The following is a 24,311-nucleotide window of genomic DNA, read 5'->3' as shown; positions in this document are numbered from 1 at the left end:
CATGTCCGGATTGTCCATAAACGCAATCACCAAGCAGTTCGGCGATTTTGCCGCCGTCGACGACGTCAGCCTGTCCGTGCCGCACGGAAAATTCGTCTGCCTGCTCGGCCCGTCCGGCTGCGGCAAGACCACGTTGCTCAGGATGATTGCCGGGCTGGAGGAGCCGACCAGCGGCGCCATCGTGCTCGATGGCGAGGAGATTACCAGCATACCGACGCACAAGCGCAATCTCGGCATGGTGTTCCAGTCGCTGGCGCTGTTTCCACACCTGACGGTCGGCGAAAACATCGCCTATGCCTTGCGTATCCGTGGCGCCTCCAAGGAAGACCAGCGCAAGCGGGTCAACGACCTTCTCGCCATGATCCACCTGAACGGCTTCGCCGACCGGCCGGTGGCGAAACTTTCAGGCGGCCAGCGCCAGCGCGTGGCGATCGCCCGTGCGTTGGCGCTGTCGCCCAAGCTGTTCCTGCTCGACGAACCGCTCTCCGCTTTGGACGCCAAGCTGCGCGAGGCCATGCAGGTGGAATTGCGGCAATTGCAGCAACGCCTTGGCATCACCACCGTCGTCGTAACCCACGACCAGCGCGAGGCGATGACCATGGCCGACCTCGTCGTTGTCATGGGCAAGGGCAAGATCCTGCAGGCTGCATCGCCCATCGAGATCTACCGCAAGCCGGCCGATGCGTTTGTCGCCGATTTTATCGGCATCACCAATCTGTTGCCGGCCGAGACCGACAGCGCCGGCCGCACCACGGTGTTGGGTTCCGCAGTGCCCGGCATCGCCCTGCCCTCCGGCTCGGCCAAAGCCACCATCTCCATCCGCCCCGAAGACATTCATTTCTCGGCACCCGGCGCCGGTTCGATTGCCGGAACGGTGAGCTTCGTGCGCGATCTCGGCGGCACCATCGAAACCTTCGTGGAAGCCAGCGGAACCACCATCGTGGCGGTGGCGACGCCACGCGAGCGGCCCAATGTCAGCGTCGGCCAGGCCATCGGCGTGGTGCTGCCTCCGGAAAGCTGCGTGGTGCTGCAGCCATGAGGCGCGAACGCCCGAAAACGCTCGCCGACTACGCACCGCTGTTCTTCCCGGCACTGATGCTTGTCGTCTTCTTCGTCGTGCCGTTCTCGATCATGATCGCGGTGAGCTTCTTCAAGCGCAATCCGTCCGGCTTCTACACGCCGGATTTTGTGTTCGACAATTACGCGCGCTTCCTCACCACCTTCTTCGGTTCGGTGCTCGGCTTCTCGCTGATGCTGGCGATCCTGGTCGCGGTTTGCTGCGTGGTCATCGCCTTTCCCTTCACTTACCTCCTAACCAAGCGCCCGCGCGCCGTGCAGACAGTGTGGCTGGTCGCACTGCTTTCGGTGCTGTCGCTGTCGGAAGTCATCATCGGTTTCGCCTGGTCGACGCTGTTTTCCCGCACGGCCGGCATCACCAATCTTTTTGTCGCCATCGGCCTGATGAAAGAGCCGGTGGCGCTGCTGCCGAGCTTCTGGGCCGTGCTGACCGGCATGGTCTATCAGGCGCTGCCCTACACGATCCTGGTGCTCTATCCGGCTCTGGTGCGGTTGGACCCGACCTTGCTGGAGGCCGCACGCACGCTCGGCGCCTCGCCGGTGCGTGCCTTCTTCAACGTGGTGACGCCGGCGCTGCGCAACACCATCGTGGCGACACTGATCATGGTCTTCGTCTTTGCGCTCGGCTCCTACCTGTTGCCGCAGATCCTCGGCAGGCCGTCGAACTGGACGCTGTCGGTGCTGATCACCGACCAGGCGATCTACCAGTCCAACATGCCGTTCGCCGCCGCCATGGCCGTGTTCCTGGTTCTGATCTCGCTGGCGCTGGTCGGCCTCACGCTGCTCGTCGGCCGCAAGGAGAACGCGCTATGACCGTGCTTCGCCGGCTCTATTTCGTGCTTGTCGCGCTGTTCCTGGCCGCGCCGCTGATCGTCGTCGCTGGCGTCTCGGTCAACCAGAAGCAGGAACTGACCTTCCCGCCGAAAGGCTTTTCGCTCTCCTGGTACGGACAAATCTTCAACGATCCGGAATGGCGGCTGGCGCTGATCCATTCGGTCACGCTGGCCATCTGCTCGGCCGCGATCGCCGTTGCCATCGCGCTGCCGCTGGCCTGGTTCCTATGGCGGCGCATCGCGCCCTGGGCGAACATCTTCCAGGTGCTTGGCCTCGCACCATTCATCCTGCCGCCGGTCATCACCGCGCTCGGCTTCCTCAGCTTCTGGGCAACCGTCGGCCTGTTCGGCCAGTTCTATACCGCCATCATCAGCCACGCGATCTTCTTCGTGACGCTACCACTGGTGACGCTTTCGCTCGGCTTCGCGTCCATCGACCGGTCGCTGGTTGAGGCGGCCTCCACCATGGGCGCCGACGACCGTACCGTGCTGAAGACCGTGGTGCTGCCGCTGATCCTGCCCTATCTGGTCTCGGGCTTCGCTTTTGCCTTCGTCCTGTCGCTCAACGAATACATCGTTGCCTACATGACGATCGGCTTCACCACCGAGACATTGCCGATCAAGATCTTCAACGCGCTGCGCTATGGCTACACGCCGACAATGGCTGCGGTGTCGATCTTCTTCGTCACGGTCGCGGCGCTCGTGTTCGGCTCGGTCGCCTATTTCGGCGACATCCGCCGGCTGCTCGGAGCGATGTCGTCGGATAGCTGATCCCAGCGACGCCGGGATCAGTGCATGGCGATCGGGCCGGTTCTTGCCGGCAGCCGGTCGCGACGCAACCAGCGGGTCAGCAGCAAAACGGCCACCACAGCCAACCCCGTCGACAGGCCCATCCAGATGCCGACCCCGGCAAAGCCGAAATGGAACGCGAGCAGCGCGCCGAGCGGCAGACCGACGCCCCAATAACCGAATGCCGCATAGATCATCGGCACGGTGGTGTCGTGCAGGCCGCGCAACATGCCGGCACCCACGGCCTGCGCACCGTCGACGATCTGGAAAAGCGCGGCAAACGCCAGGAACGAGACGGCGAGGTCGACCACATGACCGTTCACCGGGTCGGCCACGTCGATGAAACCGCTGATCAATACGCGCGGCCAAAGCAGCATGGTGAGCGCTGTCAGCGACATGAAGCCGACACCCATCGCATAAGAGGTCCAGCCGGCGCGGGTGATACCCTCCTGGTCACCGGCGCCATGGGCCAGGCCGACGCGCACGGTGACGGCCTGATTGAGACCGAGCGGCACCATGAAGCTGATCGAGGCGATCTGCAGGGCGATGGCATGCGCCGCCAGCGACGGCGCGTTGATCAAGCCCATCAGGAAGGCGGCGGCATTGAAGATCGTCACCTCGAAGGCCAGAATGCCGGCAATCGGCAAGCCAAGCTTGAGCAGCGCCTTGAAACGCGGCCAGTCGGGTCGCCAGAAACGGCCGAATAGGTGATAGCGACGGAATTTCTTCTCCAGCGTCACCACCAGCACCATGCCGACGAACATCAACACCGATGAAATGGTCGTGGCCAGTCCGGAACCGGCAATGCCAAGACGGGGCGCGCCGAGATTGCCGAACATGAACATCCAGTTCAGCAGCACGTTGGTTGCCACGGCGACGAAGACGATGACTAGCGCCCAGCCAGGGCGCTCGAGGGCCGAGATGAAGGAGCGCAGCACGATGTAGCCATAGAAGGGCAACACAGCCCACTGGAGCCAGCGCAGATAGATGCCTGCCTGGTGGGCGAGCGCCGGCTCCTGCCCCATGGCGAGCAGGATCTTCTCGCCGTTCCAAAGGAATATCCAGACCGGGATGGCAATAAGCACGGCCAGCCACAGGCCTTGGCGGACGGTGCGGCGCACATCGCGCACCGAATGGCGGAAGCGGCCAAGTTCCGTCGCCATCATCGGCGAGGTGGCCAGCATCAGCCCGAGACCAAAGACCAACGGCATGAAATAGAGGTTGGAACCGAGTGCGCCGGCGGCAAGGGTTTCAGAGCCAAGCCTGCCCATCATCATCACGTCGGTGGCCGTCATCGCCGTCTGGCCGAGATTGGTCAGCACCATCGGCCAGGCCAGCGACAGCGTGGCCTTGATTTCGGAGCGCCAGAGGCTTCCCGGCGCTCTCACGCCGGCTTCGATCGCGGACATTGTCTCTACGTCCCATTGCGGTGCGTCGGCATCAGCCGGAAACCGCGTCTGGCCGGAAACGGGATGGTTGCCGGCTGAATTGCGGTTTTCGTTGAATGCCGGAACCTTGGCAAGGGCCCGTGGCTACGAAAAATTGATCCAGAGCGACCGTTCAAGACCGCGCTTCCAAAAAGAAACCCGCGCAGGTGGCATCCTGCGCGGGTCTTAGGAATTGATATCGGCAGAAACCGCGATCAGCGCAGCGGCGGCGCGTACATCAACCCGCCCGCGTTCCAGAGCTTGTTGATGCCGCGATCGATCTTCAACGCGCTCGACTGGCCGAGATTGCGCTCGAACATCTCGCCGTAATTGCCGACCTTGGAGACGATGTTGTAAGCGAAACGCGGATCGAGCCCGAGTTGCTGGCCGTTGTCGCCCTCGACGCCGAGGAAGCGTTTGATGGCCGGATTCTGGGATGTCAGTCCGGCTTCTGCGTTCTTCTGCGTCACGCCGAGTTCCTCGGCCTCAAGCAGAGCGAAGAGGGTCCAACGCACGATGTTGAACCACTTGTCGTCGGCCTGGCGTACGGCAGGGCCAAGCGGCTCCTTGGAGATAATCTCCGGCAGCACGGTATAGGCTTCGGGATTGGTCAGCTTGAGACGCTGCGCATAGAGCGCGGAAGCATCGGTGGTGTAGACGTCGCAGCGGCCGGTATCGAAGGCCTTGATGATGCCGTCGGCGGAATCGATCACCACCGGTTCGTATTTCAGCTTGTTGGCGCTGAAATAGTCGGCGGTGTTCTGCTCGGTCGTGGTGCCCTGCTCGGCGCAGACGGTGGCGCCGGAAAGCTTCAGCGCGCTGTCCACGCCGATATCCTTGCGCACCATGAAACCCTGGCCGTCATAATAGATGGTACCGACGAAGTGGATGCCGATGCCGGCATCGCGCGACAGGGTCCAGGTGGTCTGGCGCGACAACAGATCGACGGTGCCCGACTGCAGCGCCGTGAAGCGCTCCTTGGTCGACAACGGCACGAAGCTGACCTTGTCCGGGTCGCCCAGAACAGCGGCGGCAACGGCACGACAGAAATCGATATCAAAGCCGTGCCATTTGCCGGCGTCATCCGGTGCCGAGAAGCCGGCGACGCCCTGGCTGACGCCACAGGTGACAGTGCCGCGCTGCTTGACGATGTCCAGCGTGTCGGCGACCGCCGGGACGGCCATTGTCGCCGAGCCGGCGAGCAGTGTCGCTGCGAATAGATGTTTCTTCATGTTCTCCTCCCTGGTTGTTCGAGGCAAAGCCTCTCCTGACGCCGGCACGGCAGCGCCGGCGTTGATCGATTGTCCTGCTGTGAATTCACCTGCCGGCCGATGCCGCCAGGCGAAACTGTCGTCGCGAACCGGCTAACGTTCGGCCAGCACCGCTGCGAAGGTCTCGTCCAGAGCGCTCACCAGATGATCGGCATTGGCACGGCTGAAGATCATCGGAGGACGCATCTTGAGCACATTGTCGTGCGGCCCCTCCGTGCCGATCAGCACGCCGCGCGCCCGGACACCGTCATTGATGCGGCGGGCGAGTGCGGTTGCTGGAGCCTTGGTCTTGCGGTCCTCGACCAGCTCGATGCCGAGGAAAAGGCCCATGCCGCGAACGTCGCCGATGATGTCGTAGCGCGCCTGCAATTCACGGAAACGGTCCATGAGATAGGTGCCGACCTCGGCCGCGTTCTGGCGCAGACCGTCTCGCTCGATCACGTCCAACACCGCCAGCCCTGCTGCGCAGGACACCGGGTTGCCGCCGAAGGTGTTGAAATACTCCATGCCGTTGTTGAAGGAGGTGGCGATCTCCTTGGTGGTGACCAGAGCCGCCATCGGATGGCCGTTGCCGATCGGCTTGCCCATGGTGACGATGTCGGGCACCACCCCTTGCGTCTCGAACGCCCACCAATGCGTGCCGACACGGCCGAAACCGACCTGCACCTCGTCGGCCACGCAGACGCCGCCGGCGGCGCGGACCAAGGCGTAGACTTCCTTCAGGTAACCTTCCGGCAGGAATACCTGACCAGCGACGCTGGGGATCGATTCCGCCATGAACAGTGCCGGGGCGCGACCCTGGCTGGCCATTGCCGCGATCTGCTCGGCGATGCTTTCGGCGAAGCGTCTGGCGTGTTCTTCGGCCGGCCAGTCGCCCGGCGCGCGATAGCTGTCGGGAATGACCGCTTCGAAGACATGCGCCGGCCGACCCTTTCCGCCCTTGCGCTTGTATTTGTACGGGCTGAGGTCGATCAGCTCCTGCGTCGTGCCATGATAAGCCCAGTCGAGCACGATGGCGTCGGAGCGGCCGGTATGGGTGCGCGCCATGCGCAGCATCAGGCTGTTGGCCTCGCTGCCGGAGCAGGCGAAGGACGCCACCGAAAGCCCCTCGGGCAGCGTCGCTGTGAGGCGTTCCGCGTAGGTGACGATCGCATCGTGCAGATAGCGCGTGTTGGTGTTGAGCTTCGCCGCCTGCCGGGCAATCGCCTCAACCACGTCGGGATGGGCGTGGCCGAGATGACAGACATTGTTGAAGCAGTCGAGATAGGCGCGACCACGGTCGTCGATCAGCCAAGGACCCTCGCCGCGCACAAACTTGATCGGTTGCGAGTAGGAGATCGACAGGTTCGGCAACAGCGCGGTCTTGCGCGCAGCCACGATCTCGGGGCGAGTGCGGCCGGTCTGCACGAATGTCTCCGGCGGGATACCGGCGAGTTCGGCGGCATCAGGGAAGAGCTCGCGCCAAACCTCGAGATAGCGCGCCTCGCCGACGCCCAGAATGTCACGCGCGGCAAGCTGCGGGTCCGCCGATATCTGGAAATGCAGATGCGGCGCCCAGCCGCCGTTCTCGGCGGCAACGCCCATCTCGCCGACGATAGCGCCGGCTTCCAGGCGCTGACCCGGCTTCAGCCGCGACATCGCCTCATGCGCGAGATGCCCCCACAGCGTCACGAAGGGCGGACAGCCTTCCGGCCGATGTTCCAGCGCCACCAGGCAGCCGTAACCCAGCCGGTCTTCTTCGATCTCGACGCTATTCACCGTGGCGGCGAGCGGCGTGCGGACCCTGGTTCCGGCCGGCATGAACAGGTCGAGGCCGAGATGATGGATGCGACGCACGCCTTCGATGAAACGCGAGCGGAACATGTCGCTGGCATAGACCGTGCGCGCCTCGCCCCACGGACCAATCCCGAGCTCGATGTTGTTTTCGGCGCTATAAGCATCCCACCAGGCACTAGCTTTCGCCGGCTGCTCGGCCGCCGAGGCGACCGTCATCGGGTGCTGCGGGTCGCCATAAGGAACCAGCGCCTTGACCAGCGTCGCCGGATGGCGATCGAGGATCGGGACAAGTTGCTTGCGGTTGGTGGAAATCCAGGCAGCGAGCGAGCGAGCGCCGGGTGCCGCATCGAAGCCGCAGGCGTGGCGCAGGATCGCCGTTGCGAAACGCGGGTTCATCGCATCGAGCCGGCGCAGCATGCGCCAGGCCGGCGCCTCGCTGATCGCCAGATAGGGATTGTCGCCGGTCTGCTGCCGGCGCAGCGCCGACAATGTGACGCTGGTAACCAGCCGCATCGCGATCAGGTCGAAGAGGAGGTCCACCTCTTCCTCGCGCAGCGGATATTCGGCGTGGAAGCCGGCAGCGAGTTTGGCCGCGGCGCCGATCGGGTCCTCGGTATCGAGAATGGCATAGGCGCAGGCAACCGCGACTTCCGCGATCAGCGGCGCATGCAGGGCATCGCCGAAATCGATGAGGCCGACGACGTGGGCCTGATCGTCGGCATCGACCAGCACGTTCCAGTCGTTGGCGTCGTTGTGGATGACCTGCGCGCGCAATGCCGGCAGGCGCGGTGCAACTTCGGCGTCGAAGCGGTCGAGGAAACGCTCGAGCAGCGCGCGGTCATTCGCATCGAGCACATGCTCCAGGCGACGGCGCGAGGCACCGGCACGGCGGATGTCCCAGTCGAAGCTGCGCAACGCGCCCGGGTGAATGAAGCCCTGCAAGGCACGATCGAGCCGGCCGAGCGCGCGGCCAAGGCTGTCGAGAGTTTCAGGCGTGCGTTCCGCTTCGGCCAGCGGCTTGCCAGGCAGCCACGAAACCAGCCGCAACGCGTGCTTTGCGCCATTGCTATCCGCGGCAAAAGCCAGCGTGGTGTTGTCCAGCGTCTTCCTGAGCGTCGGGACAGCGAGATTGGCGCCGGTACGCGCAAGATGATCGAGCAGCGCGGTCTGGAACTCGCTTTCGCTGCGCGGTTCGCTGGCGTTGACGACCTTCAGGATCCAGTCGCCCTCTTCGGAGGCCAGCCTGAAGTTCTGGTCGCGCTCGCTGTCGAGGTTACCAACCGAACCGGTCACACCGAAATGACTCGCCGCGAGCGCCCTCGCCTCGACCAGGGAGAAATTGGGTGCCGGGTGGGTAATGTTGGTCATCGCAGGTCCGGATTTGATCTTGATGGAGCTTGGCACGCGCCGAAAAACCGGGCATCTGGCAAAACGTCGGTTGGACCGGCACTATGCCTGCTTCGACCGGCACATTAACGGCGCATGGAAATCGGCGATGAAGGAACTCGACGCCAAGGACCGGGACATCCTCGCGATCCTCTCGAAGGAGGCGCGCATTCCGCTCAAGACGCTGGCTGCAAGGATCGGGCTCTCGCGCAGCGCCACCAGCGAACGCGTGGCGCTGCTTGAAAAAAGCGGTGTCATCCGCGGCTATCGCGCCGATATCGGGCAACTGGAGCAAAACCAGGTTTTCGCCTTCCTGATGGTGACGCTGGTGCGCACACCGTCCATCGGTATGCTCGACCAACTGGCGCGTCATCCCGAGGTCAGGCGCGTATCCTCCATCTCCGGCCAGGTCGACCTCGTCGTCGAGGTGGAAGTGCCGTCCATCGACCGGCTGAACACGCTGCGCGATCTGATCGCCTCGCACCAGAGCGTCGAGGACCTGACTTCGCTGATCGTGCTCAGGCGCGATATCGATCGTATCTGACCACCTGGCCAGCCCCGTCGCGACGGTGATTTGTCAACGCACGCCCTTGGCGGTAGCGCGGCCGGCGCCGCGGCCCGAGAAGATGCAGCCGCCGAGGAAGGTGCCTTCGAGCGCGGCATAGCCATGCACACCGCCGCCGCCGAAACCGGCCACCTCGCCAACGGCATAAAGGCCCTCGACCGGTTGGCCGTCCGCACCCAGCACACGGCTGTCGAGATCGGTCTGCAAGCCGCCCAATGTCTTGCGGGTGAGGATGTTCAGCCGCACCGCGATCAGCGGTCCGTTGGCGGGATCGAGTATCTTGTGCGGCTTGGCGGTACGGATCAGCTTGTCGCCGAGATAATTGCGCGCGCCGCGCAGTGCCATCACCTGCATGTCCTTGGAGAACGGATTGTCGAGCTGCATGTCGCGCGCCCGGATTTCGCGCTCCACCTGGCCGATATCAAGCAAGGGTTCGCCGCCGGCCAGCCCGTTCATGCGCGCAACCAATGCCGGCAATTCGCGCTCGACAATGAAGTCCTCGCCCTTGTCGAGGAAGGCTTTTACCGGCCCCGGAATGCCGGAGGTGGCGCGCCCGATCACCTGGCGCCAGCTCTTGTTGGTCAGATCGGGGTTCTGCTCGGAGCCTGAAAGCGCGAACTCCTTGCGGATGATCTTCTCGGTCAGGATGAACCATGAATAGTCGAAGCCGGTCTTCATGATATGGGCGAGCGTGCCCAGCGTATCGAAACCGGGATAGAGCGGCACCGGCAGCCGCTTGCCGCGCGCGTCCAGCCAGATCGACGACGGGCCGGGCAGGATGCGGATGGCGTGATCGGTCCAGATCGGCGCCCAGTTCCTGATACCTTCGACATAGTGCCACATGCGGTCGCGGTTGATGATCGAGCCGCCGGCGCTTTCGGTGATTGCCAGCATGCGCCCGTCGACATAGTCGGGCACGCCGGTGATCATGCGTTTCGGCGCCTTGCCGAGCCGCTCCGGCCAATTCCTACGGACCAGATCGTGATTGCCGCCGATGCCGCCGGAAGCCACGATGACGGCTTGCGCCTTGAAGGCGAAATCGCCGGCGACAGTGCGCGCGCTCTTATGACCGCGCTCGACGCTGCTTTCCTCCAGAACCTCGCCGCGTACGCCATCGATCGCCGTGCCGCTTTTCGTCAGCTCGCTGACGCGATGACGGAATTTGAAGGTAATCAGCCCCTGCTTCTCGGCCTCGCGCACCCTCAGGACGAAAGGTTCCAGCACGCCCGGGCCCGTGCCCCAGGTGACGTGGAAGCGCGGCACCGAATTGCCGTGCCCCACCGCATTGCCGCCGCCGCGCTCGGCCCAGCCGACGACGGGAAAGAACTTGATGCCGCGTTCGGAAAGCCAGGCGCGTTTCTCGCCGGCGGCGAAGCCGACATAGGCCTTGGCCCATTCGCGCGGCCAATGATCCTCGGGACGATCGAAGGCGGCCGTCCCCAGCCAGTCCTCGAGTGCGAGATCGTGGGAATCGCGGATGCGCATGCGCCGCTGTTCGGGCGAATCGACCAGGAACAGGCCACCAAACGACCAGAAGGCCTGCCCACCGAGCGATTGCCGCGGCTCCTGGTCGACGATGATGACCTTCTTGCCCGCCTCAGCGAGTTCGGCAGCGGCAACCAGCCCGGCAAGGCCGGCACCGACGATGATGACATCTGCGTCGTAGGCCATCGTTCCCCTCCCATCCAGCGCCTACGCCCAGCCCGTTCTCCATCCCGGCCGGCCGTCGCGTGTCGTCGTCAGACCGTCTCCCAGCCGTCTTTGTCGCCAGCGCGGAAGATTGCGTCGATGACCTTCTGGTTCGACACGGATTCTTCCAGCGTGAACACGCGATCCTTGCCGCCGCGCGCCGCGCGCGCGAAAGCCTCCGCTTCGAGCCGATACTGCTGCGTGCCCGGAAAGCGGAATATCTGGGCCTCGGTATGGTTGTGGTTGTGCAGCTCGATACGATGATGATCGTAAGCGCCAGCATTGAAAGGCGCGGCCACTTCGATGAAACCCGCGTCGCCGTGGAACACCATCGACTGGCGCCCGGCCATCTGCGTCGAGACGTAGAAGGACAGTTCGAAGTCGCCGAAATCGGCGCGTACCGAGGAATAGACGTCCGTGCCGAACGCCTTGTCGCGCTCGATGCTGGCCTGGACGCGCAGCGGTTCCTTGTCGGTCGTGAACCGTGTCGCCACCGTCGGGTAGACGCCGATATCCAGCAGGCCGCCGCCACCCAGCGCAAGCTGGTTGCGCATGTTGGTCGGGTCGACGTTGAAATAGGTGAACGCGCCCTGGACATGGCGCAAGCGGCCGATCGCACCGTTGGCGATCAGATCGCGCACCTTGATCCACTGCGGGTGGTAGATCACCATGAACGCCTCGCACACCAGCACATTGTGCTGGTTGCGCAATTGGATCAGCGGCAGGATGTCTTTTGCATCGAGGGCCAAGGGCTTTTCCACCAGGACATGCTTCTTGGCCTTGATCGTCTTGGCGGTCCATTCGACATGCTGCGAGGTCGGCAACGGAATGTAGACGCCGTCGATATGCGGCGAAGCCAGCAACTCGTCATAAGAGCCGAAGGCATGCGGCGCGCCGAACCGGTCAGCCAGGGCCCTCGCCTTGGCGACGTCGCGGCTGGCAACTGCCGTCAGCACGCCATTTTCGGAATCGGCAATGGCCGGCAGCACCTGCTCGCGCCCGATCTTCGCCGTCGACAACACTCCCCACCGGAACATCGGGCCTCGCCTTACAAGATTCGACGGTGGCGAGATTTGCCCGAAACGCAGCGAAAAGCCAGTGCCGTTGGGGTGGGTCGCAACAGGCCAGGAGCAGAATCTAACCGCGCCGGCCGGCAAGCATCATGTCGAAATCGACGACGTTGGAATAGAGCGGCGTGCCGACATCCATACCATAGCGCGAGCGCAGCACTTTGCCGGTGACATGGAACTGGATACCGCCGGCGCCCGATGATTTGAGTTCGGCAACGAACTTTTCCGGCATTGTCCGACCCCGCGCCGTCAAGCTGCCGGTGATCAATGCGGAGGTGTCGCCGGTCCGCCTTACGCTATCCGAACGGAAGCGGATTTCCGGTGAATTGGCCGCGTCGAAGACGGCGTCAGAACGCAGGAAAGCATCGATGCGCTGCTCGCCAGTGGTGACGCTGGCCGGGAAGATGGTGATATCGACTTCCGAGTGGCCGGCATCGCCACGGTCGATCCTGATGTTACCGGAAAAGTGGGCGAAAGCGCCGGCGAGGCTGCCGCCGCCGGCCTTGCCGATCGAAAAGCGGATGTTCGAACCGGCCTGGCTGATGGTGTAGCGGCCGGCGGCTTCACCGAGCGATATGGCAGCATGGGCGGCGGATATGGCGACCGCAGCCGTGGCGATCGCCGCGATAGCCAGACTGCGGGTTCGCATGAGAGTTTCCTCCATGGCCGCCCGACCAGCAGGCCGGCGGCATTCGACATGTCAACGCCTCGTCGCCGGCGCCTATTCCGACTTGCGGCCATCACACCGGCGTGAAGGCGAAATCATGCGGACCAGAACACTATCCCGCCGCCAGAAATGGTGATGCAGCGCGGCCAGGACATGCACCCCAATCAGCGCCATGCCGACGTAAGCGAGATAGGCATGCGTCGCCGTCCAGAAATTCTCGGCGGCCTCAGAGGAGCCGAACGGCAGGTTTGGCATGACGAACAGACCGAAGGGCATGCTGGGAATTTCCAGCACCGAGACCGAGACCAGCGCCCAGCCAGTGAGGGGCAAGGCGAGTTGCAGCGCGTAAAGCGCGAAGTGAGCGATCGGTGCCACTAGCCGTTCGAGCCGCCCCGTGCCGGCGGGCAGTTCAGGCATCATACTCGTCAGCCGCCAACCCAGCCGCAACACCACAACGCCGAGGAGCAGGAACCCGAGCGATTTGTGCAACTGGATCAGTTCGAAGGCGGTACGCTGGCTCGACAATTTCGTCATGACGATCCCAAGCGCCAACTGAGCGATGAACAGCACGCCAACGGTCCAGTGCAGCAGGATCGTGATCCAGCCGTAACGGGTCGGTGTGTTTCGGATTAAGGACGTCATGGCTTGCAAACGACCGTCGCATCGCCGTTCTTCCACCAGGCAGGCTACTCCCGCCAGCGAAAAAAGTCGACGAAAGCGCGGAGCGCCGGACGCATCTGACGGCGGCTTGGATAGTAGACGTAGAAACCGTCGAAGGGTGGGCACCAGTCTTCCAGGACGCGCACGAGCGCGCCGGATGCCAGTGTGTCCTCGACATAGTCCTCGAAGACGAAGGCAAGGCCGGCGCCGTCGACGGCCGCCTGGACAATCGAATCGTCGATACCGAGGATCAACGGCCCTTGCACAGGCAGTTCGATCTCCTCGCCGCCTCTGGCGAATTCCCAGCGATAGAGCACGCCGCTGGAAAACCGGAAGCGGATGCAACGATGCTCCAAAAGGTCGCGAGGGTGTCGCGGTTTGGGCATCGTCGCGAAATAGGAAGGTGCGCCAACGACCGCACTGCGGATTTGCGGACCGATACGCACGGCGACCATGTCCTGCTGCAGGCTTTCGCCAAGACGCACGCCGGCATCGAAGCCACCCTCGACCACGTCGGTGAAACGGTCCTCGATGGCAATGTCGAGAACGATATCGGGATAGGCCAGCGTAAAGGCGGCAAGCTTGGGAGACAGCACCAGCTTCAAGGCGGTTCGAGGCACGGTCAGTCTCAAATTGCCGGCCGGCCGGTCGCGTACCTCGACGGCCGCCTCCAGCGCCAGATCGATTTCGGAAAGGGCCGGCCGCAGGCGCTCTAGCAACCGGGCTCCTTCCTCGGTAGGCGCGACCGAGCGTGTGCTGCGCGCGAGCAGCCGCACGCCGAGACGGGCCTCCAGGCTGGAAACCGCATGGCTCACCGCTGACGGCGCGATGGCCAGATCCCTGGCGGCGCCACGAAAGCTGCCCTTGTCGGCAACGGCGGCCAGAACGGCCAGCTGGGCGAAATGCGTTCGATCCATTGTTCTAAACTTTAGAATAGATCGTGCGATTATGCACTCGTTATCGAACACCTAGCAAGGCGCTATTTCCATCGCATCGCAACAAGGAGAACCGCGATGCAAAAGCGCAAACTCGGAACTGAATTGACTGTCTTTCCCGTCGGCCTCGGCTGCATGGGCATGAGCTTTGCCTATGGCGGGCAGGAAGAAGCCGATGCCATCGCGACACTGCACCGTGCCGTCGACATCGGCGTCGACTTCTTCGACACGGCGGAGGTCTACGGTCCCTACGAAAATGAAATCCTGCTCGGCAAGGCGCTGAAGCCGGTCCGCGACAGGGTGAAGATCGCCACGAAGTTCGGCTTCAAGATCTCCGAGACCGGCAAGGGCGCCGAACGCATCGCCGGCGTTGACAGCCGTCCCGAACATGCCAAGGCGGTGGCCGAGGCTTCGCTGCGCCGGCTGGATACCGACGTGATCGACCTTTATTACCAGCATCGTGTCGATCCCAACGTACCGATCGAAGACACGGTCGGCGCGATGGCGGAACTGGTGAAGGAAGGCAAGGTGCGAGCGCTCGGTCTTTCGGAAGTGAGCGCCGCCACCTTGCGGCGCGCGCACGCCGTGCACCCGATCGCCGCCGTGCAAAGCGAGTATTCGCTGTGGAGCCGCGATCCGGAGCAGGGTGTCCTCGATGTCTGCCGCGAACTCGGCATCGGCTTCGTACCCTACAGCCCGCTCGGGCGCGGCCTGCTGACCGGCGCGATCCGCAAGCCGGATGAACTGGGCAATGACGACTGGCGCCTGACCTTGCCGCGCTTCCAGCCGGAGGCCATGGATGCCAACGCGAAGGTGGTGGCGACGCTGGAGCGTTTCGCGGCGGAAAAGGGCGTCACCGCCGCGCAGCTGGCACTCGCATGGGTGCTGCACCAGGATGACTTCATCGTGCCGATCCCCGGTGCGCGCAAAATCGGTCACCTGGAACAGAATACCGCTGCGGCGGGCATCGCGCTTAGCGAGACCGAAGTCGCCGAGATCGGCAATGCGCTGTCGCCCGACAAGGTGATTGGCAAGCGTTATACGGAAGCGGGCTTCGCGCTGGTCAACGGCTAGGCAGAACTGAAATTTGGAAATGAGAGGGGCGCTTCGGCGCCCTTTTTCTCATGCCGGGTGCAAAGACGTCACCAGGGCATGACACTGAGCTCGGGCCACAATGCCACGGCGCGCCTGCCCTTCGCCTCACGGGGTTTCGCGATTGTCCGTGACGCGGTTCGGCACAATGCGGAAGGAAAAGATATCGTCGAGACCGAAGGGCGCCGTTACCGCGAGCGTGGCGGTCGAGGTCAGCCGCACGCCGACCGAGTGTGTTCGCGACGCAAAATGGTCGAGGGGTTCAGCGCTCGAACGATAAGCAGGGCAGGTCCGGCCGAAACGATCCGGATACCAAAGATGCACGCGGGCCTGATTGCGGACCTCGACCGGAAGCGGCAAGCCCGCGAAGTGCCGAGTCGCACGGCGGATGATGACATCCTCGGCGTCATAGGAAAGATCGGAGCCATCGCAATAGAAGAGGTCGATGTCCTTGATGCCATAGCCGGCCGGCCGGCCGGTCAAGCTGTTCCACACCGTATTGTAGATGGCGCCGGAGACGATCATCCCGTCCGGCAGGTCGAGATCGCGTGCGCGTTCAAGCGCTTCCCACACGATCGGATCGGCCCGCAAGATCAAGTCCAGCGCGGCCACCTGCTCGGCAAAGGGCAGGCCGGAATGACGCAGATGGTTCATGCGCCCGACATGACGGCGATTCGATGCTTCGGGCAACGCGCTACCCTATCGAAAAGGCTGCGGCCCGCGAGATTTCGCGGGCCGCAGGGACTATCGGGATTGGGGTCTAGGCGGATGCTTCCTGGATCGCGGACAATTTCCAGTCGCCGTTGCGCGGGCGGGTGAAGGTCCACAGCTCCGTCGTTTCGGTTGGCTTCTCGTCGCCCTTCACCACCTTGCCGGTCGTCCGATCACGCATCACGTCGATGGACTCATAACGGAAGGCGGCCGTGGCGTAATCCTGACCATCCTCGCGCCAAGCTTCGGCGACGTCGGCCTGAACCAGATGCACGTCGGTAACATCGTTGCGCTGCCCGTGCTGGGCATTCTCGGCCAGTTCCTCCGAGAAGTAGGAGACCATCTCCGGCGTGGTCAGCCGGCGCAATCCTGCATGGTCCTCCTTTGCGAAGGCGGTCTGGACTTCACCCAGCATGCGCTCGAACACGTCGAGGTCGTCCTTGGTCAGCTCGATGTCCTGCGGCTGCGCTGCGGGCTGCGTTCCAAAACCTGGAATGCTGAACGAGCCAGCCCGGCCGTTGCCCGCCGGAGCCTCGTCATGCGCGTCGCGATTTGCGGTGCGTCCGAACGCGTCGCGCGGGTCGGAGCCGCCGATGGCTGGTCCCGCGGCCGTTGCCGGCGCGGCACGCGAACGGAAGAAGCGCAGAGCCAGCATCACCAAGAGGCCGACCAGCAGAAGCTGCACGATGAAGCCAAGCGCGCCGGCCATGCCGCCGAAACCATAACCCAGCAGCGCGCCGAACAGGCCGCCGATCAGAATGCCGCGCATCAACGAACCGCCAAGACCACCGAAGAGGCCGGGGCGCTGTTGCTGGACCATTCCTGGCTGCGGCTGCCGGGTGGTCGCGGTCGGCCCGGTATTGGGCGTCATGCTGCGCTCGACCGGAGCGGTCGGGTTCGGCGCAGTGCGCGTGGCCGGTGCCGACTGGAACGTACGCGTGCCGCGGCTGCCAAAACTGCCGCCGCGCCGTGCATCGGCAAAATCAGTGGATACCAGGGTGAAGGCCATCACGAACGTGGCCAAGAGTGCAAAGGCACGGGTCTTTCCAGAGATCATCGGGTCCTTCTCCCACCAACCCGCTCCGGTGACTTGCTAAGCGGGCCCAGTTAAGCGGTCCGACATCACGATCGCGCATAGCGCAAACGTCAGAGGGGCCCGGTCCGCGCTCGGGATGTGGGAGCCGCCGATGCGGTTTGCAAGAGCTCGTGCGAAGAAATCGCCGCGACAATCTCGCCTTGGCAGAAGCCAGCCATTCGCGAGAGCGGCGATTGTCCGGCAAGCACCAGAAACGCACTCGACCTCAGATCATCTCCAGCGGCGTCTTGCGGCGCGGCGGCGGGAAGACGGCGTCGAGTTCCGCTAGGTCGGCGGCGGTCAATCGCAAGTCGGCTGCGGCACGATTGGCGCGGATATGTTCCGGCCGTACCGCCTTCGGGATGGCGATGACGCCCTCGTGGCGCAGGACCCAGGCCAGCGCCACCTGCGTGGTGCTGACGCCGTGACGTCTTGCGATCGCGGCAAGCCTGTCGTCGCTCACGAACCCACCCTGGCCGATCGGCGAATAGGCCATCACTGGGATACCCGCGCGTTGCGAGGCCGACAAAAGGTCGAACTCGATACCGCGACTTTCCAGATTGTAGAGCACCTGGTTGGTCTGCACGCCGGCGCCGCTAGGCACGCCGGCCAGTTCGCGCATATCGTCGGTGTCAAAATTGCTGACGCCCCAATGGCCGATCTTGCCGGCAGCCTGGAGGGTCTCGAAAGCCTCGACCGTTTCGGCCAGCGGCACGCCGCCGCGCCAATGCAGCAGGTAAAGATCGATACGGTCGGTGCCGAGCCGCTTCAGGCTGGCCTCGCAGGCAGCAATGGTGCGCTGGCGCGAGGCATTCGACGGCAGCACCTTGGAGACCAGGAAGACTTCATCGCGACGGCCGGCGATCGCTTCGCGCACCACCTCTTCGGCACCGCCCGAAGCATACATTTCCGCCGTGTCGATCAGGCTCAGGCCGAGATCGAGGCCGAGCCGTAGCGCCGCCACTTCGTCGGCAGGGCGGCGCTTATCCTCGCCCATATGCCAGGTGCCTTGCCCCAGCACTGGAACATCGATGCCGGCGGGAAGGCGCGTGGTGCGGATCGCCGGCATCTTTTTCTCCTTGCTTAGGTGCGCAGCACGCCCCCGGTCTGCTTGGCGACGTTTTCGACGACGCGCTTGGCGAGCGCTTCGAAATCCTCGTCGGTCAGCGTCTTTTCCACCGGCTGGATCGAGACCTCGATGGCGATCGACTTCTTGCCGGCGCCCAGCGCCGCCCCTTCGAACACGTCGAAGACGGACACGCCGGTGATCAGCTTCTTGTCGGCGGCCAGTGCTGCGCGCGTCAGCGTGCCGGCCTCGACCGTCTTGTCGACGACGAAGGCGAAGTCGCGCTTTACCGCCTGGAAGGCAGAAAGCTCCAGCTTCGGCTTGGTGCGGGTCGGCTTGGCCTTAGGCTCCGGGATGGCGTCGACGAACACTTCGAAGCCGCAGAGCGGGCCGGAGGCGTCGAGCACTTCCAACGTGCCTGGATGGAACTCGCCGAAATGGCCGAGCACCACCTTGGGGCCGAGCTTGATGACGCCGGAGCGACCCGGATGATACCAGGACGGCGCACCCGTCTCGATCTGCAGCCGGTCGACTGGTGCACCGCAGGCTTCCAGCACCGCGATGGCGTCTGCCTTGGCGTCGAACACGCCGACGCCCTGAGCGTTACCGGCCCAGTGGCGGCCTGAACCATCAAGCTTCGCCGTGCCGCGGCGCACGCCGGCGGCAACGCGGCGCTGGGTTTCAGCGGTGTCGCCCTCATAGGTGCCGGAGACTTCGAACAGCGCCACGTCGCCAAAGCCGCGGTCGGCATTGCGCTGCGCTGCCGCTACAAGACCCGGCAGCAGCGAGGGCCGCATGTCGGACATGTCGGCGGCGATAGGGTTCGCCAGTTTGAGGCTGGGCTGACCGCCGCCGAACAATTCGGCATGCCTGGCCGGGATGAACGACCAGGTGACGGCCTCCATCATGCCGCGCACCGCCAGCGCACGCTTGGCGGCGCGGGTGCGGATCTGCAGCGTGGTCAATATCTTGCCGTTGACGACACCATGGCTGGAAAGCGGCTGCGGCAAGATCTCGTCGACACCATGGATGCGCATGACCTCCTCGACCAGGTCGGCCTTGCCGTCGACATCCGGACGCCAGGACGGCACGGTGACGTCAACCACATCGCCATCACCCTTCACGCCAAAGCCGAGACGGGTGAGGATATCGAGGCTTTCGGCCTTCGGCACGTCGATGCCGGTCAGGCGCTTCACCTCGGAGATCGGGAAGGAGACGACCTTCGGCTGATGTCCCGCATAACCGACCACCTCGGTCGCTGCCGGCTCACCGTCGCAAAGATCGAGCACCATTCTCGTCGCGAGATCGAGGCCAGGCACCATGAATTCGGGGTCGACGCCGCGCTCGAAACGGTAGCGCGCATCGGTGATGATACCGAGTTCGCGGCCGGTGCGAGCTGTGGCGATCGGGTCCCACAGCGCCGATTCGATCAGCACGTCGGTGGTGTTTTCGTCGCTGCCTGTATGCTCGCCGCCCATGACCCCGGCAATGGAATCGGCGCCCTTGTCGTCGGCGATGACGCACATGTCCGGCGTCAGTGTGTATTCGCGCTCGTTGAGCGCCAAAACTTTCTCGCCGTCCTTCGCCCTTCGCACCACCAGATTGCCGGTGACTTTCTTGAGGTCGTAGACATGCAGGGGCCGACCGCGGTCGAAAGTGATGTAGTTGGTGACATCCACCAGCGCGTTGATCGGCCTCAGACCGATCGCGATCAGCCGCTGCTGCAGCCATTTCGGCGACGGGCCGTTCTTGACGCCGCGCACCAGACGCAGCGCGAAGCCAGGGCAAAGCTCTGGCGCTTCGATCCTGACCGTGACGGGAGTTTCGCCCTTGCCGGCAACCGGTTCGACCGGCGCGGTTTTCAACTTGCCCAGGCCGGAGGCGGCCAGATCGCGCGCGATTCCGTAGACGCCAGTCGCTTCGGGATGGTTCGGCGTCAGGTTGATCTCGATGACCGGATCGTCGAGATGCGCGTAGGCGGCGAAGGACGTGCCGACCGGCGCATCGGCCGGCAGGTCGATGATGCCGTTGTGCTCGTCCGACAGTTCGAGCTCGCGCTCGGAACACATCATGCCGTGGCTCTCGACGCCGCGGATCTTGCCGACCGACAAGGTGACATCGATGCCGGGCACATAGGTGCCGGGCGCGGCAAAGGCACCGATCAGGCCGGCACGCGCATTGGGCGCACCGCATACGACCTGAACGGGGGCGCCGGCGCCGGTGTCGACGGTCAGTACCTGCAGCTTGTCGGCATCGGGGTGTTTCGCGGCCGTCAGCACCTTGGCGATGACAAAGGGCTTCAATCCCGCCTTGTCGTCGACCGCCTCGACCTCGAGGCCGATCGAGGTCAGCCGCTCGACGATGTCGGCCAGCGTGGCGTCGGTTTCGAGATGATCCTTGAGCCAGGAGAGGGTGAATTTCATGAGTTCACTCGTTTCGTGTCGTTGCGGTCGAGCGTTTCCACCAGCCGGAACCGCTCGCAAACCAAAATCATGTCGGGCGAAAAGCCGCCATTGCGGGCGAAATAAGCCTCGTGGGCCTGCCGCCAATAATCATAGGACAGATCGCCTTCGCCCTCGGCCGCTGCGAAGGCGGCGTCAACTTCGTCGAAGCGCCTGAACTCCACCGACACGGTCTCGATGACGGCCGCCCGGCGGCCCTGGCCGTCCAGCACGACGTCGCGGCGCCCGACCTCAGGCACCGGTTCGTGATCGCCGAAGTCGCGCAGCGCGCCGCAGGTCGCGGTCTTGCGGCCCGCCAGCACCAGCGCCAGCAGCTCGTCCTTCAGTTCCGGACTGTCGCCGAAGGCGAAGGTCACGGCATTGGCATAAGCATCGGCGACCGCAATCATGCGCTGAGGCCACCGAACAGCGTCGGCATGTCGAGCGGGCGGAAGCCGTAATGCGACAGCCAGCGCACATCCGCATCGAAGAAGGCGCGCAGGTCCGGCATGCCATATTTCAGCATGGCGATGCGATCGATGCCCATGCCCCAGGCAAAGCCCTGATATTCGTCGGGATCGAGCCCGCCGGCGCGCAACACATTGGGATGGACCATGCCGCAGCCGAGGATCTCCATCCAGTCGTTGCCTTCGCCGAAGCGCACTTCGCCCGGCCTGGAGCGGTCGCACTGAATGTCGACCTCGAGGCTCGGCTCGGTGAACGGGAAGAAGGATGGGCGGAAGCGCATCTTCAGGCTCGGCACTTCGAAGAAGGCCTTGCAGAACTCTTCCAGCACCCAGCGCATGTTGGCGACATTGGCCGTGCGATCAATGACCAGCCCTTCGAGCTGATGGAACATCGGCGTGTGGGTGGCGTCCGAATCCATACGGTAGGTCTTGCCCGGGATGACGATGCGGATCGGCGGCTTCTGCGCCTCCATGGTGTGGATCTGCACCGGGGAAGTGTGCGTGCGCAGGAGCTTGGCCTCGTTGCCCTCGGCCGCCTGCAGGAAAAAGGTGTCGTGCATTTCGCGCGCCGGATGGCCGGCCGGGAAATTGAGCGCGGTGAAATTATAGTGGTCGGTCTCGATGTCCGGACCTTCGGCGATGGAAAAGCCCATGTCGCCGAAGATGGCGGCAATCTCGTCGATAACCTGGCTGATGGGATGGATGCGGCCGCGCTCGGCCGGCGACTGGCGCACGGGCAGTGTAACGTCGACCGTCTCGGCGACGAGGCGGGCGGCCACGGCCGCGTTCTTCAGCTCGGCCTTGCGCTCGCCGAGCGCCTCGGAGACCCGGTTCTTCAGGCCGTTGATCGCCGGACCCTTCGTCTGCCGCTCCTCGGCAGTCATGGCGCCCAGCGTCTTCAGAAGCTCCGAGACGGAACCCTTCTTGCCGAGCGCGGCGACGCGCACGGCCTCGATCGCCTGCTCGTCGTCGGCGGCGGCGATCTCGGCCAGCAGCGCGCTCTCCAGAACTTCAAGATTTCCAGCGGTGGCGTTCACAATGAGACTCTTTCGATCGGGACCAGGCGGTAGCGATTTCATGCTACCGGATAGCCATAGTTGTTGCTTTGAGCGCGACAAAAGAAAAACCCGCGCCAGCCGTGCCAGCGCGGGTTTCCCAAATCAAGTCAGTGATGCTTGGGAAGGCGCTGGTTAAGCAACAGCGCTTTCAAAAGCATTCGGGGTGGTGTTCTTGAGGTACTCAAGAGCAACCTTGGCCTTGCCGACGAGTACGGCGAAAGCCTGCGGCTCGTGGATGGCCATGTCGGACAGGACCTTGCGGTCGATCTCGATGCCAGCCTTGTTGAGGCCGTCGATGAAGCGGCCATAGGTCAGGCCGTGCTCGCGGACAGCGGCGTTGATACGCTGCACCCAGAGAGCGCGGAAATTGCGCTTGCGAGCCTTGCGGTCGCGATAGGCGTACTGCAGCGACTTCTCGACCGCCTGCTTGGCGATACGGATGGTGTTCTTGCGACGGCCGTAGAAACCCTTGGCGGCTTTCAGGACCTTCTTGTGCTTGGCGTGAGCGGTGACGCCTCTTTTTACGCGTGCCATGTCATGATCTCCTTAATTGGGGCGCAGCCGGGCTCAGAGGCCGTTCGGCAGAAAATTCTTGATGACCTTCTTGCCATCCGGTTCAGCCAGAACCATCGTGCCGCGGGCATCGCGAATGAACTTGTTGCTGCGCTTGATCATGCCATGGCGCTTGCCGGCCGCAGCCGACTTGACCTTGCCGGTCGCCGTGATCTTGAACCGCTTCTTGGCAGCGGATTTGGTCTTCATCTTGGGCATTTTGCTACTCCTTTGCGAGGGCTTGAAGCACCTCTTGTTGTTGTTCCCGGGCCGACCAAAGCCTGGAAAGCAAATGAAACCGCCACGGCATGCCCTGCCGGGCGGTTTTTCTGGAACGCGGCCCTATACTGCAAAGACGCCGGTCGCGCAATCCCCGCCAAGCCGCGACATCAAGGCAAATGGAAGAGAACCGGCACGGTTCCCGAGGCCTGCGCGGAATCGATGACCTCGAAGAACGGCAACGCAACTAGGAAGACCAATCCATCCAAAAGGGTGTTGAGCAGCAGGCGCGGCTTGAACGAACCGGTGTCCCCCTCCTGGTAGAGCGAGAAGTTCGGGATGAAACGCGGCACGCGGTCCAGATAGGCCTTGTAGGGCTCGCCAAGCGCTTTCTTGAGGAATTTCTCCTCACGCAGGATGACGAGATGAAACGCCGCCGCACAGACAACGCCGAAGGCGACCGTGACGACGATCGAACCCATCTGCGCGCCGACACCGACCGCAGCCATGGTCGAAAAGACATAGAGCGGGTTGCGGGTGATCGAATAGGGGCCGCCGGTGACGACACTGTCCGACTTGCGCCCGCCGATGTAGAGCGTCGCCCATAACCGGCCGACGATACCAAGGAAGATGAGAAGCACGCCGATCATCTCGAGAAATTCGTGCACGAAGGTTGCGGGCGGGAAAGTCGCCTGCCCGAACAAAAGCGTGACGAACATCAGGACAATGACGACCGCAAGCACGAGGCGGCGCATGGACTGATAGACGCCAAGCGCACGCCTAGCTTCCGCGTCCGGGATTTCATTGTCCATGTGAGGGTCCGATCGTCCCTGCGTGCCGAGATCCGAGGCGACAAACCACCCAGTTACGGCAGGAAAAAGGCGCTCCGCCGACCGGAGCGCCCTGATTAGCTAATATACTTGAACCTGGCCGCTACGCCATCAGCGCGGCGCCAGCACCATCATCATCTGGCGGCCTTCGAGCTTCGGCTCGGCTTCGACCTTGGCAATGGTGGCGACTTCCTCGCGTACCTTGTTGAGAAGCTGCATGCCGAGTTCCATATGGGCCATTTCGCGACCACGGAAGCGCAGCGTCAGCTTGACCTTGTCGCCTTCCTCGAAGAAGCGGCGCACCGCGCGCATCTTCACGTCGTAGTCGTGGCTGTCGATGTTGGGGCGCATCTTGATCTCCTTGATCTCGATGACGCGCTGGTTCTTGCGAGCTTCGGCCGCCTTCTTCTGGTTGGCGTATTTCAACTTGCCGAGGTCGAGGATCTTGGTGACGGGCGGGATAGCGTTCGGCGAGATCTCGACCAGATCCAGCCCAGCCTCCTCAGCCAGCTGCAATGCCTCGTTGATGGAAACGTCGCCGCGGTTCTTGCCTTCTGCGTCGATAAGCTGGACGCGGGGGACGCGGATGTCCCGATTTGCGCGCGGGCCATCCTTCGTCGGCGCCGCTGCTTTGAAAGGTCTGCGAATGGTCGTG

The 24,311-nt window shown here is 63.7% G+C and carries 22 protein-coding genes and 1 pseudogene; 5 read left to right on the top strand and 18 right to left on the bottom strand.

All coding sequences use genetic code 11. The annotated features are described in order from the left end of the window. Position 1 precedes the first annotated feature (1 nt). From AB4136_RS11735 to AB4136_RS11725, 3 genes are read left to right on the top strand one after another with little or no spacing between them, the layout of a single operon-like run. Positions 2-1,039 (top strand): ABC transporter ATP-binding protein, encoded by a 1,038-nt coding sequence (locus AB4136_RS11735; protein WP_024924219.1) that lies wholly within the window; start codon positions 2-4, stop codon positions 1,037-1,039. Beyond that, positions 1,036-1,890 carry an ABC transporter permease gene (locus AB4136_RS11730; protein ID WP_024924220.1) on the top strand — a complete coding sequence of 285 codons (855 nt, stop codon included), beginning with the start codon at positions 1,036-1,038 and terminating at the stop codon, positions 1,888-1,890. The genes AB4136_RS11735 and AB4136_RS11730 overlap by 4 nt, the downstream gene beginning before the upstream one ends. Beyond that, positions 1,887-2,681 (top strand): ABC transporter permease, encoded by a 795-nt coding sequence (locus AB4136_RS11725; protein WP_137900303.1) that lies wholly within the window; start codon positions 1,887-1,889, stop codon positions 2,679-2,681. The genes AB4136_RS11730 and AB4136_RS11725 overlap by 4 nt, the downstream gene beginning before the upstream one ends. Positions 2,682-2,698: 17 nt before the next feature. Here the strand turns inward: AB4136_RS11725 and AB4136_RS11720 are convergent, their stop codons facing one another. The 3 genes from AB4136_RS11720 to AB4136_RS11710 form a co-directional block, all read right to left on the bottom strand. Further along, a complete protein-coding gene (locus tag AB4136_RS11720; protein ID WP_137900304.1) occupies positions 2,699-4,108 on the bottom strand; it encodes an MATE family efflux transporter in 1,410 nt (469 codons plus the stop codon). Positions 4,109-4,341: 233 nt separating this feature from the next. Continuing rightward, entirely contained in the window at positions 4,342-5,358 is a 1,017-nt protein-coding gene (locus AB4136_RS11715) for an amino acid ABC transporter substrate-binding protein (RefSeq protein WP_137900305.1), read from the bottom strand. A 132-nt stretch (positions 5,359-5,490) separates the two neighbouring features. Beyond that, positions 5,491-8,541 carry an aminotransferase class III-fold pyridoxal phosphate-dependent enzyme gene (locus AB4136_RS11710; protein WP_024924224.1) on the bottom strand — a complete coding sequence of 1,017 codons (3,051 nt, stop codon included), beginning with the start codon at positions 8,539-8,541 and terminating at the stop codon, positions 5,491-5,493. A gap of 127 nt (positions 8,542-8,668) precedes the next feature. Between AB4136_RS11710 and AB4136_RS11705 the strand changes: the two genes are divergently transcribed. Next, complete coding sequence (locus AB4136_RS11705; RefSeq protein WP_024924225.1) at positions 8,669-9,103, top strand: Lrp/AsnC family transcriptional regulator; 435 nt, start codon at positions 8,669-8,671, stop codon at positions 9,101-9,103. A 33-nt stretch (positions 9,104-9,136) separates the two neighbouring features. Here the strand turns inward: AB4136_RS11705 and AB4136_RS11700 are convergent, their stop codons facing one another. From AB4136_RS11700 to AB4136_RS11680, 5 genes are all read right to left on the bottom strand, one after another. Further along, the gene (locus AB4136_RS11700; RefSeq protein WP_024924226.1) at positions 9,137-10,795 is read right to left on the bottom strand and encodes an FAD-binding dehydrogenase; all 1,659 of its coding nucleotides are present in this window, start codon (positions 10,793-10,795) and stop codon (positions 9,137-9,139) included. A 68-nt stretch (positions 10,796-10,863) separates the two neighbouring features. Further along, positions 10,864-11,850, bottom strand: a complete 987-nt coding sequence (locus AB4136_RS11695; RefSeq protein WP_024924227.1) for a Gfo/Idh/MocA family protein — start codon at positions 11,848-11,850, stop codon at positions 10,864-10,866. 100 nt (positions 11,851-11,950) lie between these two features. Next, complete coding sequence (locus AB4136_RS11690) at positions 11,951-12,532, bottom strand: YceI family protein (protein WP_024924228.1); 582 nt, start codon at positions 12,530-12,532, stop codon at positions 11,951-11,953. A gap of 72 nt (positions 12,533-12,604) precedes the next feature. Further along, entirely contained in the window at positions 12,605-13,192 is a 588-nt protein-coding gene (locus tag AB4136_RS11685) for a cytochrome b (protein WP_024924229.1), read from the bottom strand. A gap of 44 nt (positions 13,193-13,236) precedes the next feature. Next, complete coding sequence (locus AB4136_RS11680) at positions 13,237-14,127, bottom strand: LysR family transcriptional regulator (protein WP_024924230.1); 891 nt, start codon at positions 14,125-14,127, stop codon at positions 13,237-13,239. Between the two features lie 96 nt (positions 14,128-14,223). Here AB4136_RS11680 and AB4136_RS11675 point away from each other — a divergent pair, with 96 nt between their 5' ends. Then, a complete protein-coding gene (locus AB4136_RS11675) occupies positions 14,224-15,219 on the top strand; it encodes an aldo/keto reductase (RefSeq protein ID WP_024924231.1) in 996 nt (331 codons plus the stop codon). A gap of 68 nt (positions 15,220-15,287) precedes the next feature. Here the strand turns inward: AB4136_RS11675 and AB4136_RS11670 are convergent. The 10 genes and pseudogenes from AB4136_RS11670 to infC all read right to left on the bottom strand — a co-directional run bounded on the left by AB4136_RS11670 (position 15,288) and on the right by infC (position 24,304). Beyond that, positions 15,288-15,891 (bottom strand): annotated as a pseudogene (locus AB4136_RS11670) (nucleotidyltransferase family protein). A gap of 106 nt (positions 15,892-15,997) precedes the next feature. Continuing rightward, positions 15,998-17,005, bottom strand: coding sequence for a Tim44 domain-containing protein (locus tag AB4136_RS11665; RefSeq protein ID WP_024924233.1), 1,008 nt, complete (start codon positions 17,003-17,005; stop codon positions 15,998-16,000). Positions 17,006-17,249: 244 nt separating this feature from the next. After that, entirely contained in the window at positions 17,250-18,092 is an 843-nt protein-coding gene (locus AB4136_RS11660) for an aldo/keto reductase (RefSeq protein WP_024924234.1), read from the bottom strand. A gap of 14 nt (positions 18,093-18,106) precedes the next feature. Beyond that, positions 18,107-20,512: a phenylalanine--tRNA ligase subunit beta gene (gene pheT, locus AB4136_RS11655; protein WP_137900306.1), complete on the bottom strand. Its 2,406-nt coding sequence runs from the start codon at positions 20,510-20,512 to the stop codon at positions 18,107-18,109. Next, complete coding sequence (locus AB4136_RS11650; protein WP_024924236.1) at positions 20,509-20,940, bottom strand: ASCH domain-containing protein; 432 nt, start codon at positions 20,938-20,940, stop codon at positions 20,509-20,511. The genes pheT and AB4136_RS11650 overlap by 4 nt, the downstream gene beginning before the upstream one ends. Further along, a complete protein-coding gene (pheS, locus tag AB4136_RS11645; protein ID WP_081766873.1) occupies positions 20,937-22,076 on the bottom strand; it encodes a phenylalanine--tRNA ligase subunit alpha in 1,140 nt (379 codons plus the stop codon). Before pheS ends, AB4136_RS11650 begins: the two co-directional genes overlap by 4 nt. 111 nt (positions 22,077-22,187) lie before the next feature. Further along, complete coding sequence (gene rplT / locus AB4136_RS11640; protein WP_024924238.1) at positions 22,188-22,589, bottom strand: 50S ribosomal protein L20; 402 nt, start codon at positions 22,587-22,589, stop codon at positions 22,188-22,190. 33 nt (positions 22,590-22,622) lie between these two features. Beyond that, positions 22,623-22,826 carry a 50S ribosomal protein L35 gene (gene rpmI / locus AB4136_RS11635; protein WP_024924239.1) on the bottom strand — a complete coding sequence of 68 codons (204 nt, stop codon included), beginning with the start codon at positions 22,824-22,826 and terminating at the stop codon, positions 22,623-22,625. Between the two features lie 170 nt (positions 22,827-22,996). After that, a complete protein-coding gene (locus tag AB4136_RS11630; RefSeq protein ID WP_024924240.1) occupies positions 22,997-23,638 on the bottom strand; it encodes a methyltransferase family protein in 642 nt (213 codons plus the stop codon). Between the two features lie 129 nt (positions 23,639-23,767). Then, positions 23,768-24,304, bottom strand: coding sequence for a translation initiation factor IF-3 (gene infC / locus AB4136_RS11625; RefSeq protein WP_081766874.1), 537 nt, complete (start codon positions 24,302-24,304; stop codon positions 23,768-23,770). Positions 24,305-24,311: the final 7 nt, after the last annotated feature.

It is taken from the genome of Mesorhizobium sp. 2RAF21 (assembly GCF_052115345.1).
GTDB lineage: Bacteria > Pseudomonadota > Alphaproteobacteria > Rhizobiales > Rhizobiaceae > Mesorhizobium > Mesorhizobium terrae.
The sequence above is the reverse complement of the archived record's forward strand: the minus strand, read 5'-3'. Positions and strand labels throughout refer to the sequence as shown.